Genomic DNA, 16,511 nt, shown 5'->3' with positions numbered 1-16,511 from the left:
TCAACCTCCTGATGCGCCAGCTGCCTTGCCGCCCCGACTATAGCCAGTTGCTGGCGTCCGCGGTCCGGGCAACTGAGCACGCGCACACCAACAGCACATTCAGGGATCGTCATGTTTTGTCAAAGCCTGGAACCACACCCACCGACGGTGCCGTCACTTCCCCGACCTGCAGCGCTGACAGCTGCAGGTGCAACCACAACGAAGGGGAGAATCATGAAGAACGTCATACGCAGCCTGGCAGTGGCAGGTCTCGTGGGGGTCGCCGCGGTGTCGGGGACCGCGGCCAACGCCGCCGGTGGAGACGCCGTGCCGACGGCAAAGAAGTCGACCAATGTCACCGTGACCTACGGCTCGATGGGCGAGTGCTGGGTCGACATGCCCTACATGTACTTCTCGGGCTACGACCTGATCGAGGGCTGCCACGCCGGGGGCGGCGGGGTGCAGTCCGTCTGGCGCTACAGCACCGGCTGGTGGTGACCGTCAACCACTGACGAAGCCGCCCGTCAGAGCGGGTGAGCAACACAGTCGCTGACGAGCCGCCGTCGAGCCCTGCACACCAGGGCCTCGGCGGCGGCTCCGCCACGTCCGCGCTTCGTTGGCTCGATCGGGTTCCACGTGAAACACAAAACCGCAGACTCTGAGCGAGTCTGCGGTTGGGTGGTGGGCCTAACAGGACTTGAACCTGTGACCTCTTCCTTATCAGGGAAGCGCTCTAACCGTCTGAGCTATAGGCCCGGGGGTGTGCGTGATCCGACGGACACGCGCCGCACGAGATTACCCCATCTCGACCCCTTGCTCCAAAGCGGCGGATATCCCTTCGGTGGCCACCTCGCAGTGAACTAGGTTTGGACCACCGGCCACAGCGATCGCAGGGAGCCTGATGACTGGGACGAGCGCCACCATCTCGACCACCAACCTCCGGATGCAGTATGCCGCCACGCGCGTCCTCGATGACGTCACCCTGAGCATCGGCCGGGGTGAGGTGGTGGCCCTGTTAGGGCCCAACGGCGCCGGCAAGACCACCACGATCGAGATCCTCGAGGGCTTCCGCGTGCCATCCGGCGGGGAGGTCAGCGTCCTGGGGGAGACACCGCACACGGCCAGTGAGGCGTGGCGTGCCCGCGTCGGCGTGGTGCTGCAGTCCTGGCGCGATCACGGCAAGTGGCGGGTCGAGGAGTTCCTGGACTACCTGTCCCTGTATTACACCGACTATGCGACGCCCGAGGTGCAGCGCCCGTGGCCCACCGGCGACCTGCTGGAGCGGGTCGGCCTCGGCGCCAAGAAGCAGCGCCGGCTCGACCGACTCTCCGGTGGTGAGCGCCGCCGGCTCGATGTCGCGATCGGCCTGGTCGGCCGCCCTGAGGTGCTCTTCCTCGACGAGCCGACCGCGGGTTTCGACCCCCAGGCGCGCCACGACTTCCACGAGCTCATCCGCGGCCTGTCCGATCTGGACACCACGATCCTGCTCACCACCCACGACCTCACCGAGGCCGAGCTCCTCGCAGGCCGCATCCTCGTGCTCGCGGGCGGCACGATCGTGGCCGATGGCAGCCCCGACGACCTGCGACACCGCATGTCAGCCACGGCATCGGTGCGCTATCGGCGGGACGGCCAGCTGCACAACGAGTCCACCGACGATCCGGTCGCCCTCCTGCGCGACGTGCTCGCCCGCCCGGGGGAGATCACCGAGTTGGAGGTGCGCCGCGCCTCCCTCGAGGAGGCCTACCTCGCCCTGGTCCACCAGGTCGAGACCGGCGCCGAGACGCAGGCGGCGAGCTTCGGCATACTGCCCGACGAGCCGACCGATGAGCCGACCGATGACCAGGCCGACACCGGCGTCGAGCCCGTCGACAAGGAGGTCTGAGATGCCGACCGTCCTGCGGGCTGCCCTGCGCCGCGCCAAGATCGAGCTCCGGCTGCAGATCATGTCGCCGATGGTGCTCTTTGTCCTGCTCGGCCCGGCGGTCATGCTGGCCGTCCTGTTCTGGCTCCGCGACTCCCAGCTGATGGAGACCGCCCTGTCGCTGGGTCAGTTCCTGGTCCCGGCCTACCTCGCCTTCGGCATCATCAGCGGCGGCGTGCTCGGCGTCTCGGGCGAGATCACCACCGAGCGCGACGACGGCACCCTGCTGCGGGCCAAGACCGTGCCACATGCCATGACGGGCCACCTGATCGCCAAGTTCTTCGTCAGCATGACCACCACGCTGCTGCCGATGGCCGTCATCCTGATTGGCGCCAGTTTCCTCGTCGAGGGCGTCACCCCCGACACGGCCTGGGGGTGGTTGCGGCTCCTGCTGCTGTCCGTGCTGACGATCGCCGCAATGCTGCCGCTCGGGGCGGTGCTGGGCTCGATCTTCAAGGGCCCGATGGCGCTGCTGTTCACGACGATGGCCATCTATGGCCTGTGCGCAGTCTCCGGCCTGTTCTATCCGGTGACGGCGATGCCGGAGTGGCTGCAGTGGGTCGTGCAGGTCTTCCCGGTCTACTGGCTGGGCCTGGGGTTCCGGTCCGCCATCCTCCCGGACGAGGCTGTCGCCCTGGAGATCGGGGAGTCGTGGCGCACCTGGGAGACCTTCGGGGTGCTCGGGGTGTGGGTCGTGATCGGCCTGGTCCTGGCTCCCATCGCACTGCGCCGTATGTCGAGGCGCCAGTCCGGGTCAGCCCTCGCCTCCGCGCGGGAGAGAGTGCTGACCCGGGGTTACTGACCGCCGTCAGCGGCAGCGCCGCAGATCAAACCGGACCACCTCTCCGCCGCCGGGCACCACGGTGCCGGTCGTGACATAGGCGTTGCTCTTGTGCATCGTCACGCCATAGGGCGCAAACAGACCGTCGGCGATGACCTGGTGGGTGCTCTTGCCCTTGCGGATCTTGAGCAACGACCCGGTCAGGTCCTCGGACAGCAGCCCATTGTTGGCCAACTGCACGGCATACAGGCTGCCGTCGGGTCCGAAGGTGAGGTCCGTGACGTTGGTCAGCCCGGTCGCCCAGGAGGTGACCTTGCCGGACGGGGAGACCTTCCAGATGGTCGAGCCGCCGACCGGGAACGGGAAGCCGGTGAGCACGCTGATGTAGACGGAGCCGTCGCGGCCCCGCTCGGCGGCCGTGGGCACCGGCTCGAACGGGATCATCGTGCCCGGGGGCAGCTCGAGGAACGGTGGCGCCTCGGCCTCCCCGCCCGGGGGCACCGCGAGGGTGCTCAGCCGACCCTTGTGGTCCATCCGCAGCACGGAGTTGCCGCCCGCATCGGTGATGATCCAGCCGCTGCCGTCGGAGACGATCGCGTTGGGGTTGGTGTCGACCATCGCCGGGTGCGGGTTGTTGTCCGCCTCGAACTGGCCGAGGTCGGCCACCGTCCGCGCGGAGGTCTTCTTACCGCTCAGCTTCACCTGCTGCACGGTCGCCAGGTCCTCATAGAGCTCTTCATCGAACAGGTCAGCGGCAAGGTCGCGGACCGCCGGGTCCGCGCCCAGGCCGACCGTGACCATGAGCTTGTTGCCCCGGACCGCGACGTCGCTGGGGCCGGTGGCCTCACCACCACCGAGGTCGACGGCCGGCAGGCCGGTCACCACCCGGCTCTGGTGACCCTTGCGAGTGATCTTGGTGATGGATCCGGTGTCACCGAGGCGGATCTCGCCCCAGTCGGGGTGCTCCTCGGGATCCCAACTGCCACAGGGGATCGGGACACCCTCATCCAGGACGGGGCCCTCCTCGCCCATGACGAGGCAGTCGTCTCCGCCGGTCCCGGCCTCGGCGACATAGAGGTCGCCGTTGGGAGCAGCCGTGAGGTGCCGCGGGCTGTTGAGGCCGGTCGCCACGACGGTGCCCTCGATGGGGCGGTGCCGGTCGGGTTGATAGTTGTCGGCTGCTGCGGTCGAGGTGAAGGCCGTGGTGGCCAGACAGGCGGCGGCAACGCCGCCGAGCACACGCATAGTCACGGATGGCATGACGCTCCTTGGGTCGAGTGATTCACGGGACACTCGAAATGTAGGGACCCAGGGGAGCAGCGGATATACGTAGAACTACTCATCGCCCGCCCCTTGTCGGGGACGGGCGATGCGAGGATGATGAGTGGGCTCTCGGGCGCGCGCGGCCCGGTCAGCTCACTCGTCGGAGAGGGTGAGCTGTGCGCCGCCGACCAGGGCGGTGCAGACGTTGTAGAGGAAGGCCGTCAGGGTCGCCAGGGCCGTCAGCAGGATCACGTTGATCACACCGATGACCACCGAGAGCGACACCACGCGACCGAAGCCGATGTAGTCCATCAGGTTGAAGGCGCTCGCCGAGGTCTCGCCGGTGGTGATCTCCACGATGAGCTCGTTGACCGTGGAGAAGACATTCATGCCGTTGAGCACGGTCCACAGCACGGCAACCATGATGACGGTGGCGACCCCGAGGGCGACGGACACCAGGAACGAGATCTTCATGACCGACCACGGGTCCACCCGCTGCAGGGTCAGCCGGACCCGACGCGGGCCGGTGCGCCGCTGCGGACGCGCGCCCGCACTGCCACCAGGGCGTGCGCTCTGTGCGCCGGTGCCTCGGGCGCGGGCGGCCGCGGCACCCAGGTCACGGCGTGGTGCGGTGCGCGCCATCGCGCCGTCCCGCATGCCGCTGCCCTGACCGGTCTGCGTGCCTGGGCGGCGGATCTTCTGGGTGTCGTCATCGCCGGAACGGCGCGCCGCAGACCCGGAGCCACCGGTGGAGGTGCCCTGTCCCGTCGTGCTCACTACTCGCCTCCGTTATCCGGCTCATCGGCGTCCGCGGCACCGTCGTCCGGAGTCACCTCCGGCGCGTCCGATGCCTCGTCGACGTCCGCCGACTCAACAGACGGTAGTACATCGTCGGGGGTGCTCACCGCATCGGAGGCGGCCGGGGCACTATCTGGTGTCGGTCCTCCCTCAACCGGCTCCCCCTCGATGGACTCGATCTCGTCGGACAGCTCGGACTCGGCGTTGACCGCGACGGCCACGATGGAGTCGCCCTTGCCCGGGGTCGCAAACTTCACGCCGGCCGTGTCCCGACCGGTCACCCGCACCTGGTCAATGGAGGAGCGCACCACGTTGCCGCGCTCCATGACCACGAGCACCTCGTTGCCCTCCTCGACCGTGAGGGCACCGACCAGGTCGCCGCCCTTCTCGGTCGCCTTGGCCACCTTGATGCCCAGGCCACCACGGCCCTGCACGCGATAGGCCGAGATCGCAGTGCGCTTGGCCATGCCGCTCTCGAAGACCACGAAGACGAACGGCTCGCTGCCGTGCGGGACGACCCGCATCGACAACAGGCGGTCCTCGCCCCGGAACTTCATGCCGGTGACACCAGAGGTGGCCCGTCCCATCGGGCGCAGCGCCTCGTCGGTGGCGGTGAACCGGACCGACTGCCCCTTGACGGAGACCAGCAGGATGTCGTCCTCCGGACCGGCCAGCCCCGCACCGACCAGCTCGTCACCCTCGCGCAGGTTCACCGCGATCAGACCGCCGGAGCGGGGGGAGTCGTAGTCGGTCAGGCGGGTCTTCTTGACCAGGCCGTTGCGGGTGGCCAGCACCAGATAGTCAGCCGCCTCGTAGTTCTCCAGCGCCAGCACCTGCGCGATCTCCTCGCCCGGCTGGAAGGCCATCAGGTTGGCGACGTGCTGACCCTTGCCGGTCGGCCCGCCCTCGGGAATCTCGTAGGCCTTGGCCCGGTAGACCCGGCCCAGGTTCGTGAAGAACAGCAACCAGTGGTGCGTGTTGGTCGTGAAGAAGTGCGAGACCACGTCGTCGGCCCGCAGCGCCGCACCGCGACGGCCCTTGCCGCCGCGGTTCTGGGGGCGATACTCGGTGACCTTGGTGCGCTTGGCATAGCCACCTCGGGTGATGGTGACCACCACATCGTCCTGTGGGATCAGGTCCTCCATGGACATGTCACCGTCGAAGGCCACGATCTGGGTGCGGCGCTCGTCGCCATACTTCTCGACGATCTCGGCGAGGTCATCGCTGATGATCTGCCGCTGCCGCTCCGGCTTGGCCAGGATGTCCTCGTAGTCCAGGATCATCGCCTCGAGCTTGTCGTGCTCGTCAATGATCTTCTGACGCTCCATGGCCGCCAGGCGGCGCAGCTGCATCTCGAGGATGGCGCGGGCCTGGATCTCGTCAATCTGCAGCAGGTCGATCAGCCCGTCGCGGGCGTCCTCGACGGTGGCGCTGCGCCGGATCAGCGCGATGACCTCATCAAGGGCGTCCAGCGCCTTGAGATAGCCGCGCAGGATGTGGATCTGCTCCTCGGCGCGCTTGAGCCGGAACTTCGTGCGCCGGACGATGACCTCGATCTGGTGCTCGACCCAGTGCCGGATGAAGGCGCTGAGCGGCAGCGTGCGCGGCACGCCGTCGACGATCGCCAGCATGTTGGCGCCAAAGTTCTGCTGCAGCTGGGTGTGCTTGTAGAGGTTGTTGAGCACGACCTTGGCCACGGCGTCGCGCTTGAGCACGATGACCAGGCGCTGACCGGTGCGCCCGGAGGTCTCATCGCGCATGTCGGCGATGCCCTTGAGCTTGGCGTCGTTGACCAGCTCGGCGATCTTCTTGGCCAGGGTGTCGGGGTTGACCTGATAGGGCAGGTCGCGCACGACCAGGCAGGTGCGACCCTGGATCTCCTCGACCTCAACGTTGGCCCGCATGATGATCGAGCCACGGCCGGTGCGATAGGCGTCCTCGATGCCCTTGCGGCCCATGATCTGGGCGCCGGTGGGGAAGTCGGGGCCCGGGATGCGCTGGATCAGCGCCTCGAGCAGCTCCTCACGGGAGGCCTCGGGGTTGTCCAGCAGCCACTGCACGCCGTCGGCAACCTCGCCGAGGTTGTGCGGTGGGATCTGGGTGGCCATGCCGACCGCGATGCCGGCCGAGCCGTTGACCAGCAGGTTTGGGAAGCGGGCCGGGAGGACAGCCGGCTCCTGGGTCTTGCCGTCATAGTTGTCGCCAAAGTCGACGGTGTCCTCATTGATGTCCCGGACCATCTCCATGGCCAGCGGCGCCATCTTGCACTCGGTGTAACGAGCGGCGGCGGCCGGGTCATCACCGGGCGTGCCGAAGTTGCCCTGCCCGTGGACCAGCGGATAACGCAGGGTCCAGTCCTGCACCAGCCGCACCAGGGCGTCATAGATCGCACTGTCACCGTGCGGGTGATAGTGACCCATCACGTCACCGACGACGCGCGCACACTTGTTGAAGCCGCGGTCGGGGCGGTAACCGCCGTCGTACATCGCGTAGAGCACGCGACGGTGGACGGGCTTGAGCCCGTCCCGCACGTCGGGCAGCGCACGGGACACGATCACACTCATCGCGTATTCGATGTAGCTGCGCTGCATCTCCGCGTTGAGGTCGATCTCCTCGATGCGGTCGGTCTCCGGGGGGGTGATGTCAGTCACGCTCGTCCTTCTCGTATGCCGTGTGGCTCAGTCTGCGTTTGCGTGGGGGTCAGTGGGTTAAATGTCAGTGTCTTCGGGACATCTTCGACAACGCTCCTTCGTCGCTATCTCCTCAGATGTCCAAGAACCTCACGTCGCGGGCGTTGCGCTGGATGAAGCCGCGGCGGGCCTCGACGTCCTCACCCATCAGCACGGAGAAGACCTCGTCAGCCTTGGCCGCATCATCGAGGGTGACCTGCAGCAACACCCGGTGGTCGGGGTCCATCGTGGTGTCCCAGAGCTCGGAGTAGTCCATCTCGCCCAGACCCTTGTAGCGCTGGATGCCGGAGTCCTTCGGCATGCGCCACCCCTTGCCCAGGCCCTCCTTGACGAACGCGTCGCGCTCACGGTCGGAGTAGGCGTACTGGTGGTCCACGTTGCTCCACTTGATGCGATAGAGCGGCGGCTGCGCCAGATAGACATAGCCGTGCTCGATCAGCGGGCGCATGAAGCGGAACAGCAGGGTGAGCAACAGGGTGCGGATGTGCATGCCGTCGACATCGGCGTCAGCCATCAGCACGATCTTGTGATAGCGCGCCTTGGTGATGTCGAAGTCCTCACCGATGCTGGTGCCGAACCCGGAGATCAGGGCCTTGACCTCCTGGTTGTTGAGCACGCGGTCCAGGCGGGCCTTCTCGACGTTGAGGATCTTGCCGCGGATCGGCAGGATCGCCTGGTTGAAGGGGTTGCGCCCCCGCACCGCGGATCCACCAGCGGAGTCTCCCTCGACGATGAACACCTCGCTGATCGAGGGGTCATTGGACTGGCAGTCGCGCAACTTGCCCGGCAGACCGCCGGACTCCAGCAGGCCCTTGCGCCGGGTGGCCTCGCGCGCCTTGCGGGCGGCGACCCGGGCGGCGGCCGCCTGCACGGCCTTGCTGATGATCTCCCGGCCCTCTCGCGGGTGGGCCTCCAGCCAGTGACCGAGCTCCTCGGTCATCGCCGACTGGACGAAACCCTTGACCTCAGAGTTGCCGAGCTTGGTCTTGGTCTGTCCCTCAAACTGCGGCTCGCCGAGCTTGACCGAGATGACTGCCGTCAGGCCCTCGCGGATGTCCTCGCCGGTGAGGTTGGGGTCCTTCTCGCGCAGCAGTTTGTTGTTGCGCGCAAAGTCGTTGACCAGTCGCGTCAGGGACGCCCGGAAACCTTCCTCGTGCGTGCCGCCCTCGTGGGTGTTGACCGCGTTGGCATAGGTGTGCACCGACTCGCTGTAGGACGTCGTCCACTGCATCGCGACCTCGACGGCGAGCATGCGCTCCTTGTCCTCGGTCTCGAAGCCGATGATCTCCTCGTGGACGGCCTCACTGCGCTTGGACTTGTTGAGGTGGGCGACGTAGTCGAGCAGACCATTGTCGTAGCGATAGATGACCGGCTTGCGCTTGGCCTCGCCCGTCGGGGAGGCATCGGGCGTCGCGTCAGCATCCTCCTCGTCGAGCCCGTCCATCGGGTCGTCCTCAAGGGCGTCGATGTCGCGGACGACCTCAATGGGGCGCTCGTCGGTCAGGGTGATCGTCAGGCCCTTGTTGAGGAAGGCCGTTTGCTGGACCCGCGCCCGGATCGTCTCAAAGTCGTGGTTGACCGTCTCGAAGATGTCGGGTGAGGGCCAGTAGTTGATCGTGGTCCCGGTCTCGTCCTCCGGGATCTCCTCATCCATGGACAACGGGGCCTGGGGCACACCGAGCTTGTAGGTCTGGCGCCAGACGTGACCGCGCTGGCGCACCTCCACCTCGAAGGTCTCAGCCAGGGCGTTGACCACCGAGGAGCCGACGCCGTGCAGGCCACCGGAGACCTTGTAGCCACTGCCGCCGAACTTGCCACCGGCGTGCAACTGGGTCAGCACCAACTCAACGGCCGGCTTCTTCTCCACCGGGTGGATGTCGGTCGGGATGCCACGACCGTTGTCGACGACCTTGATGCCGCCGCCCTCCATGATGGTCACGTCAATGCGGTCCGCGTGACCGGCCATCGCCTCGTCGACCGAGTTGTCGATGATCTCCCAGACCAGGTGGTGCAGGCCGCGCTCGCCGGTGGACCCGATATACATGCCCGGCCGCTTGCGGACCGCCTCGAGTCCCTCGAGCACCTGGATCGCGTTGGCATCGTAGGACGACTCGGTCGCCAATGATGCCGGGTCCCCCTCCTGAGGCTTTGCCTCGGGGAGCTCCGGCATCTCCGGCTCGGTGTCCTGGGGATTGTCTGGTCCGACCGTGGCCACGGGGCTCCTAGGAAAGAGTGGGTGGGTGAGCCTGCCCAGTCTACCCTTTCGACGCCCTAAAACACCCCATCCACAGGCCCATAATGGGCATTTTGAGCAAAGAAGTCCCCCCGTGCTGGGGTCCTCCCCGTCGGGTGGGGTGTTGGGCGGTCCTGAGTGGCATTGCGCCAACGCCACCGGTCGCTCACCCGTAGGTGTCGCGCGGACCACGCCCCTGAGCCCGCAGCCGACCCTTGCGCCAGCTCGGGGCGGCCGGCCCGCGCACGGTGATCTCGGTGACCACGCCGGCGCCGACCTCGGTCTCGATGCGGGTCAGGACCGAGTGGGTGAGCAGACGCATCTGGGTGGCCCACGCCGTGGAGTCGGCCTGCACGGTCAGCACCGTCCCGTCGAAGCCGAGTGGCTGCACGTGCGAGGCCACCTCCGGACCCACGATCGTGGTCCAGCGGCCGATGACCGCCCCCACCTGCACGTCTGTGCTCCAACCCCGCGAGCTGACGAGGCGATCGACCTCGGTGTCGAGCAGCCGTGGGTCCCGGGCAGCCCCCTCCCCGGTGCCGGAGCGTCGTTGCGCGAGCGCGTCGGCAGCCGTCCGGCGACGATCAGTCTGCCCGGGGCGCAGACCACGCGACCGGGCGTTGGACCGCGCCCGGGCCAGGGCGTCGGCAGCGGCCGCCAGCGGGTCGGCGCTCTCCGCCTCACCCGCGGTCTCGGCTGGCTCCTCCGGATCGGGCATCACGACTCAGTGTCCTCCACAGCCGGGTCCTCCACAGCCGGGCCTGGGTCCGCGGGAACGGCCCGGTCGGCAGGACCAGCTGTGGCATCCGTGTCAGCAGGGGCACCTGGGTCTGCAGGATCGTCACCACGCGGGGTGACCGTCCCGTCCGCCACATCCAGGATCACGCCCCGGCCGGCCAACCACGCTGGGACGTCAGCGGCCACAGCGGCAGTGATCAGCACCTGCTCGCAGTCGGAGATCAACTCGGCCAGGCGCTCACGACGTCCCGAGTCGAGCTCGGCGAAGACATCATCGAGCACCAGGACCGGGTCGGTTCCCACGTCGTGCTGGAGCAGTCGGAAGGACCCGAGGCGCAGGGCCAGCGCGATGGACCAGGACTCTCCGTGGCTGGCATACCCCTTGGCCGGCAGCTCACCGAGGGCGAGCACCAGCTCGTCCCGGTGCGGTCCGACCAGGGTGACCCCGCGCTCCTGCTCGTCGCGGCGGCGAGCCGCCATGACCTCCAGGGTCGCGGCATACAGGTCCTCTTGCTCGGGCACCTCTCCTGCGGCGATCGCCTCGGCGACCGGACCCTCCAGGCTGGACCGATAGGTCGCCTCGGCGAGTGCCTCGGCGTCACTGATCGTGGCGTAGGACTCGCTCAGATAGGGCCGCAGGTCGCGCAGCAGCCGCAGCCGCGCGTAGGTCAGCGCCGCCCCGACCTGCGCAAGTTGAGCATCCCAGACACCGAGCGCCGCCTCCGCGGCCGCGCGTGCGTCCTCGATGGTCTCGCCCGGGGCCAGCCGGTGCTCTGGCACGCGGCGACCCGACCGCCACAGGTGCTGTCCGGAGCGCAGCAGGGCATTGCGCTGCCGGAGCGCCTTGTCATAGTCGCTGCGCACCCCGGCCCAGCGCGGCTGCCGCGCCACCAGGAGGTCGTCGAGGAACCGGCGTCGTTCGGCCGGGTCCCCCTTGACCAGCGCCAGGTCCTCCGGGGCAAAGAGCACAGTGCGCAGGGTGCCCAGGACGTCGCGTGGCCGGGTGAGCGGCGATTTGTTGAGGCGGGCGCGATTGGCCCGGCCGGGCACGATCTCCAGCTCGACGACGGTGTCGCGCCCATCACGCACGACCGCGGCCCGCACGATGGCCGACTCAGCCCCGTGCCGCACCAGCGGGGCGTCGGTCGCCACGCGGTGACTGGCCAACGAGGCCACGAAACCCACGGCCTCGATCAGGTTGGTCTTTCCCTCACCATTGCGCCCCAGCAGGGTCGTGATGCCCGGCGCGAGAGCCACCTCCGCGCGGTGATAGCTCCGGAAATCGGTGACGCTCAGGTGGCGCAGGTGCACGGTGAGTTTCGCGTGGGGACAGACAACCCGGGTATGCCGGGGGCTAGCCCTGAGCGTCCGCGTCGGTCGAGCCCGACCCGGAGGAGGGGCCAGCGTCCGCAGCGCCAGATCCACCGGTCTCCCCACCTGGAGCCTCGGTGCCGGCGCCGGGGCGCTCTGCTCCCTCGTCGTGCTTGGGCTCGGCGCCCTGGTGCACCTGCTGAGCCTCGTCATCGAGCATCTGGACCGCGTGGCCACCAAACTGACCGCGCAGCGCGGCGACGGCCTGCATGGCGGGCGAGTTCTCCTGCCGGGAGGCAAAGCGGGCAAACAGCGCAGCGCTGAGGACCGGCATCGGCACAGCGTTCTCGATGCCCTCGATCAGCGTCCAGCGGCCCTCACCGGAGTCGGTCGTGTATTCGCTGATGCCCTCCAGACCGGGGGTCTCATCGAGTGCCTTGACCATCAGGTCCAGCAGCCAGGAGCGCACCACCGTGCCACGGGTCCACGCCTGGAAGACACCCTTGACGTCCTTGACGGCATCCTTGGCGGTGAGCAGCTCGAAGCCCTCGGCATAGGCGTGCATCAGGCCGTATTCGATGCCGTTGTGCACCATCTTGGCGTAGTGGCCCGAGCCCACGTCACCGGCGTGCACCCAGCCCTCCTCGCGGGGGCCCTCGGGGCGCAGCGCGTCAAAGATCGGCATCGCCTTGTCAACCCACTCGGTCTCGCCACCACACATCAGGCCGTAACCCTCGGTGATGCCCCAGATGCCACCGGAGACGCCGCAGTCGACATAGCCGATGCCCTTGGCCGCGAGCTGCTCGTGGTGCTTGATGTCGTCGGCGAAGTGGGAGTTGCCGCCCTCGATGACCAGGTCGCCCTCGCTGAGCAGCTCACCGAGCTCGTCGACCGTGTCCTGGGTCGGCTTGCCGTGCGGGACCATCACCCAGATCACGCGCGGGGCTTGGAGCTGGTCGACCAGCGCCGCCAGGCTGTCCACGTCGCGGACCTCCGGGTTGAGGTCGTAGCCGATCACCTCGTGGTCCGCCTGGCGCAGACGGTCGCGCATGTTGGCGCCCATCTTGCCCAGTCCGATCATTCCCAGTTGCATGGTGATGGCTCCTTCGTGGGGTCGATTCTGTGGGGTCGATGAACGCGCGGAGCCTCGATCCTGTGGCTCCTGGCCAACGGACCTACTCAGCCGGCGAAGCGCACCGGCATCAGCACATAACGGTAGGTCTCATCGGACTCGCCGTCCATCTCAGCCTGGCCGGACAGCACCGCTGGCTTGGACGGCTGCGTGAAGCTGACCCTGGCGAACGGCGTGCCCAGCGCGTTGAGCCCGTCGATCAGGAACTGCGGGTTGAAGGCGATCTCCAGCTCGGGGCCGGTGAGCACTGACTCAATGGCCTCGCTGCCCTGGGCGTCGTCCCCGGTGCCGGCCTCGATGGCGACCTGGCCCTCCGAGAAGCGCAGCCGCACGGGGGTGTTGCGCTCGGCGACGAGCGCAACACGCTTGACCGCCTCGAGGATCGTGTGGGTGTCCACGACCGCGGTGGTGTCCACGCTGTTCGGGAAGATCGAGGTGACCTTGGGGTATTCGCCGTCCAGCAACCGGGTGGTGGCCCGTCGGGAGCCGGCCTCGAAGCCGATCAGACCCTCACCGCGTGCGGCATCACCCAGCGCCACCTCGACCGCGCCAGCGGCGCCCAGCGCCTTGGCGGTCTCGGACAGCGTCCTCGCCGGGATCAGGGCAACATGAGACACGCTCGGGTCCTGGGGAGCCCAGGTCAGCTCACGCATGGCCAGGCGATAACGGTCGGTGGCCAGCAGCGTCATCTTCTCGCCCTCGATCTCGACCCGCACTCCGGTCAGGATCGGGAGCGTGTCGCCACGGTCGGCCGCGATGGAGACCTGGGCGACGGCGTTGGTGAAGACATCACCCGCGACGCTGCCGCTGCTCTCGCTCGAGGTGGGCAGGGACGGATAGTCACCCACCGGCATCTGGATCAGGGAGAACCGGCTTGAGCCGCACACCAGCTGCACCTTGGTGCCATCGGTGCTGACCTCGACCGGCTTGGCCGGAAGGTTGCGGGAGATGTCGGCGAGCAGGCGGCCCAGGACGAGCACCTCGCCACCCTCGCTGACATCAGCCTCGATGGTCACGGTGGCGGAGATCTCGTAGTCGAAGGCGGACAGCGTCAGCGTGCCCTGCTCGTCGGCCTGCAGCAGCACACCGGCCAGCACCGGGACCGGCGGACGGTTGCTCAGGCCGCGCACGACCCAGGCGACGGCTTCGGACAGGACATCGCGTTCTACGCGGAACTTCACGACGGTCAGCCCTTCACGTGCGGTTGGTGAACTCTGGTTGCCCCGGACTCTGCTGCACAGACTCTGCGGCCCCACGGGCCAACGGTGCGTCGGCGCGTGGAAGATGACATTAGCCTCCCGCATCCATTGCGGCCAACACCGACCGGGGATGAGGTCCAGGAACGGTCCAGATCCTCCAGCCCGTTCCTCCAGCCAGTTTCCCCAGCCAGTTTCATCAGGGACGTGGGGCGAGGCCCTCCCAGAGAATAGTTAGTCGTCGTCATAGGTGCTGTGGATGCTGTGGATAACTGCGTCCCGGTGCAGGTCGGCCCACCGATTCACCGTGTGTATGCCGCGTGGACACCCTTGGGGACGGCGCCCGGTGGTTGTGGACGGTGGCGAGTCGTCCACAGAGGCGACTGTCGGCATACCCCGGTTGTGCCCAGGCTGACCTGCACCCAGGCACATGTCGTCCACGGGAACTCCACAAGGGTGTGCCAGGGGTCGGAGACCGTGATCGACGGGCCGTTGGTGACGCCCAGATGAACGGCAGAACTTACCCACAGAGTTATCCACAGGTTGGGGATAAACTGGTGATGCTGCAGGTGACCGGCAGGTAACCCCCGTGGATGAACCTGTGAGTTCAGCGTGGCGCGGCCGGTCGTGGCCAGGTCGTTCCGGTGGGTCAGCGGGCCGACGCGTCGTGGTCAGCGGGCGGAGGCCTTGCGGATCAGCCCGGTGAGTTCGGTGATCTGGTCATAGAGCGCGCGCCGCTCACCGATCAACTGGCGGATCTTGCGCTCGGCGTGCATCACCGTGGTGTGGTCGCGCCCACCGAACTCCTTGCCGATCGTGGGCAGGGACATGTCGGTGACCTCACGGCTGAGGTACATCGCGATCTGGCGTGCGTTGACCAGCGCCCGGGACCGCGAGGTGCCACACAGGTCCTCCACGCTGATCCGGAAATAGTCAGCGACCTCGGTCTGGATCGTGCCGATCGTGATCGTGCCGCCATCTCCCGTGGGGATGATGTCCTTGAGCACGTGGCTGGCCAGCTCGACGCTGACCGGCTGCCCGCTGAGCGAGGCGAACGCGGTGACCCGGATCAGGGCGCCCTCGAGCTCGCGGATGTTAGTCGTGATCTTGCTCGCGATCAACTCGAGCGTGTCGTCCGGGATGGTCATGCCCTCCTGGGCGGCCTTCTTCTGCAGGATCGCGATGCGCGTCTCCAGGTCCGGCGGCTGGACGTCGGTGAGCAGGCCCCACTCGAAGCGGCTGCGCATCCGCTCGGCGAAGCCGGAGAGCTTCTTGGGGGGTTGGTCGGAGGTGATCACGACCTGCTTCTCGCTGTTGTGCAGCGTGTTGAAGGTGTGGAAGAACTCCTCGACGGTCTGTTCCTTGCCCTGCAGGAACTGGATGTCGTCAATGAGCAGGAAGTCGACATTGCGATAGCGCCGCTGGAACGCACCGGCCTTGTCGTCACGAATGCTGTTGATGAAGTCGTTGGTGAACTCCTCGGAGTTCACATAGCGCACCCGGACGCCGGGATACAGGTTGCGGGCGTAGTGCCCGATGGCGTGCAGCAGGTGGGTCTTTCCCAGACCGGACTCGCCATAGATGAACAGCGGGTTGTAGGCGCGTGCCGGCGACTCGGCCACCGCGAGCGAGGCGGCGTGGGCAAACCGGTTGGACGATCCGGAGACGAAGGTGTCGAAGGTGTATTTCGGGTTCAGCCGGGGGTCCATGTCACCGCCAGGCGTGCTGCGCTCGGGCCGTGGCGCCGTGCCGGGCCGACCGTCGCGGGCCGCGGTGTTGCCACCGTCAGGCCCCAGTCCGTTGTCCAGGGGCTGGCCGTCGGTCTGTTCCGTGGCCGCCTCGGGACGGTCGGACGTGGCCGACGCCTCGTCGTTCGAGGGGCGGGCACCTGAGCCGTGGTCCCCCTGGCCGGGCACCTGGTCGGCCTCGCCCTCAACCTGCTTGCGGAGCTGGTCGTCGACGGTGATGGCCAGACGGACATCGTGCTCGAGCACGGACGACAGGGCCGCGCGCACCGGCTCCCGCAGCGTGGTCTCCAGGGTCTCCTTGGTGTGCTCATAAGGAACCGCGAGCAGGGCGGTGGAATCGATCAGGCCCACCAGCCGGACCATCGCGAGGTAGGCGCGGTCACGCGGGGACGTGTCGCCATCCATCGTGCCGATCGTGTCGCGCCAGACCTGCGTGTAGTCGACATCTGGCTGCGTCATCGGTGGTGGCGTCCTTCAGTGGTGGGCGTGCTCCGGGCCCCTACCTTACTCCTGTTATCCACAGAGTTATCCACACCTGTGTATAGGGCAGTGGACAGAAGAGACCGAAGCCGGGACGCTAACAAGGAACCGCGCCGCTGGGCAAGTGCGCAGGTCAGGAATTGTCAGTCGATTGACTCAGCGTCGGCGTGTCGCGAGCCGATGCGAGAGTCGATGGGCGACCATGAGCGGTTGCCCCGCCCCGGCGGCCACGACCGGC

General features: G+C 67.6%; 12 protein-coding genes and 1 tRNA gene. 3 read left to right on the top strand and 10 right to left on the bottom strand.

All coding sequences use genetic code 11. The features are described 5' to 3' along the window. Nucleotides 1-213: 213 nt before the first annotated feature. Entirely contained in the window at nt 214-477 is a 264-nt protein-coding gene (locus tag NF556_RS00065) for a hypothetical protein (RefSeq protein WP_252593445.1), read from the top strand. A 181-nt stretch (nt 478-658) separates the two neighbouring features. Here the strand turns inward: NF556_RS00065 and NF556_RS00060 are convergent. After that, nucleotides 659-735 (bottom strand) — tRNA-Ile (locus NF556_RS00060). A 145-nt stretch (nt 736-880) separates the two neighbouring features. Here NF556_RS00060 and NF556_RS00055 point away from each other — a divergent pair. Both NF556_RS00055 and NF556_RS00050 read left to right on the top strand, forming a co-directional pair. Then, entirely contained in the window at nt 881-1,864 is a 984-nt protein-coding gene (locus NF556_RS00055) for an ABC transporter ATP-binding protein (RefSeq protein ID WP_252593443.1), read from the top strand. Between the two features lies 1 nt (nt 1,865). After that, entirely contained in the window at nt 1,866-2,705 is an 840-nt protein-coding gene (locus tag NF556_RS00050; protein ID WP_252593441.1) for an ABC transporter permease, read from the top strand. 6 nt (nt 2,706-2,711) lie between these two features. Here NF556_RS00050 and NF556_RS00045 read toward each other — a convergent pair whose 3' ends face one another. The 9 genes from NF556_RS00045 to dnaA form a co-directional block, all read right to left on the bottom strand. Further along, nucleotides 2,712-3,944 carry a ScyD/ScyE family protein gene (locus tag NF556_RS00045; protein ID WP_252593440.1) on the bottom strand — a complete coding sequence of 411 codons (1,233 nt, stop codon included), beginning with the start codon at nt 3,942-3,944 and terminating at the stop codon, nt 2,712-2,714. A gap of 156 nt (nt 3,945-4,100) precedes the next feature. After that, nucleotides 4,101-4,724, bottom strand: coding sequence for a DUF3566 domain-containing protein (locus tag NF556_RS00040; protein WP_252593437.1), 624 nt, complete (start codon nt 4,722-4,724; stop codon nt 4,101-4,103). Continuing rightward, nucleotides 4,724-7,336 carry a DNA gyrase subunit A gene (gene gyrA, locus NF556_RS00035; protein ID WP_252595887.1) on the bottom strand — a complete coding sequence of 871 codons (2,613 nt, stop codon included), beginning with the start codon at nt 7,334-7,336 and terminating at the stop codon, nt 4,724-4,726. Before gyrA ends, NF556_RS00040 begins: the two co-directional genes overlap by 1 nt. Before the next feature lie 172 nt (nt 7,337-7,508). After that, nucleotides 7,509-9,605 carry a DNA topoisomerase (ATP-hydrolyzing) subunit B gene (gene gyrB, locus NF556_RS00030; RefSeq protein ID WP_252595886.1) on the bottom strand — a complete coding sequence of 699 codons (2,097 nt, stop codon included), beginning with the start codon at nt 9,603-9,605 and terminating at the stop codon, nt 7,509-7,511. Between the two features lie 229 nt (nt 9,606-9,834). After that, nucleotides 9,835-10,386, bottom strand: a complete 552-nt coding sequence (locus tag NF556_RS00025; protein ID WP_252593435.1) for a DciA family protein — start codon at nt 10,384-10,386, stop codon at nt 9,835-9,837. Further along, the gene (gene recF / locus NF556_RS00020; RefSeq protein WP_252593432.1) at nt 10,386-11,717 is read right to left on the bottom strand and encodes a DNA replication/repair protein RecF; all 1,332 of its coding nucleotides are present in this window, start codon (nt 11,715-11,717) and stop codon (nt 10,386-10,388) included. Before recF ends, NF556_RS00025 begins: the two co-directional genes overlap by 1 nt. Before the next feature lie 43 nt (nt 11,718-11,760). Continuing rightward, nucleotides 11,761-12,810 (bottom strand): phosphogluconate dehydrogenase (NAD(+)-dependent, decarboxylating), encoded by a 1,050-nt coding sequence (gene gnd, locus NF556_RS00015; RefSeq protein ID WP_252593430.1) that lies wholly within the window; start codon nt 12,808-12,810, stop codon nt 11,761-11,763. 86 nt (nt 12,811-12,896) lie between these two features. Further along, complete coding sequence (dnaN, locus tag NF556_RS00010) at nt 12,897-14,030, bottom strand: DNA polymerase III subunit beta (protein ID WP_252593428.1); 1,134 nt, start codon at nt 14,028-14,030, stop codon at nt 12,897-12,899. Nucleotides 14,031-14,716: 686 nt separating this feature from the next. Beyond that, entirely contained in the window at nt 14,717-16,252 is a 1,536-nt protein-coding gene (dnaA, locus tag NF556_RS00005) for a chromosomal replication initiator protein DnaA (protein ID WP_252593425.1), read from the bottom strand. Nucleotides 16,253-16,511: the final 259 nt, after the last annotated feature.

The sequence above is a fragment of the Ornithinimicrobium faecis genome (genome assembly GCF_023923225.1).
GTDB classification, from domain to species: domain Bacteria; phylum Actinomycetota; class Actinomycetes; order Actinomycetales; family Dermatophilaceae; genus Ornithinicoccus; species Ornithinicoccus faecis.
Note: the sequence above shows the minus strand (reverse complement) of the source record. Positions and strands in the feature narration are given on the sequence as shown.

Bases quoted from the DNA above. Each gene is read 5' to 3' on its own strand.
- NF556_RS00050 (WP_252593441.1), top strand. From the start codon at position 1,866: ATGCCGACCGTCCTGCGGGCTGCCCTGCGCCGCGCCAAGATCGAGCTC.
- NF556_RS00065 (WP_252593445.1), top strand. From the start codon at position 214: ATGAAGAACGTCATACGCAGCCTGGCAGTGGCAGGTCTCGTGGGGGTC.
- dnaA (WP_252593425.1), bottom strand. From the start codon at position 16,252: ATGACGCAGCCAGATGTCGACTACACGCAGGTCTGGCGCGACACGATC.
- gyrB (WP_252595886.1), bottom strand. From the start codon at position 9,605: ATGCCGGAGCTCCCCGAGGCAAAGCCTCAGGAGGGGGACCCGGCATCA.
- gyrA (WP_252595887.1), bottom strand. From the start codon at position 7,336: ATGCAGCGCAGCTACATCGAATACGCGATGAGTGTGATCGTGTCCCGT.
- gnd (WP_252593430.1), bottom strand. From the start codon at position 12,810: ATGCAACTGGGAATGATCGGACTGGGCAAGATGGGCGCCAACATGCGC.
- NF556_RS00025 (WP_252593435.1), bottom strand. From the start codon at position 10,386: ATGCCCGATCCGGAGGAGCCAGCCGAGACCGCGGGTGAGGCGGAGAGC.
- NF556_RS00055 (WP_252593443.1), top strand. From the start codon at position 881: ATGACTGGGACGAGCGCCACCATCTCGACCACCAACCTCCGGATGCAG.
- NF556_RS00045 (WP_252593440.1), bottom strand. From the start codon at position 3,944: ATGCCATCCGTGACTATGCGTGTGCTCGGCGGCGTTGCCGCCGCCTGT.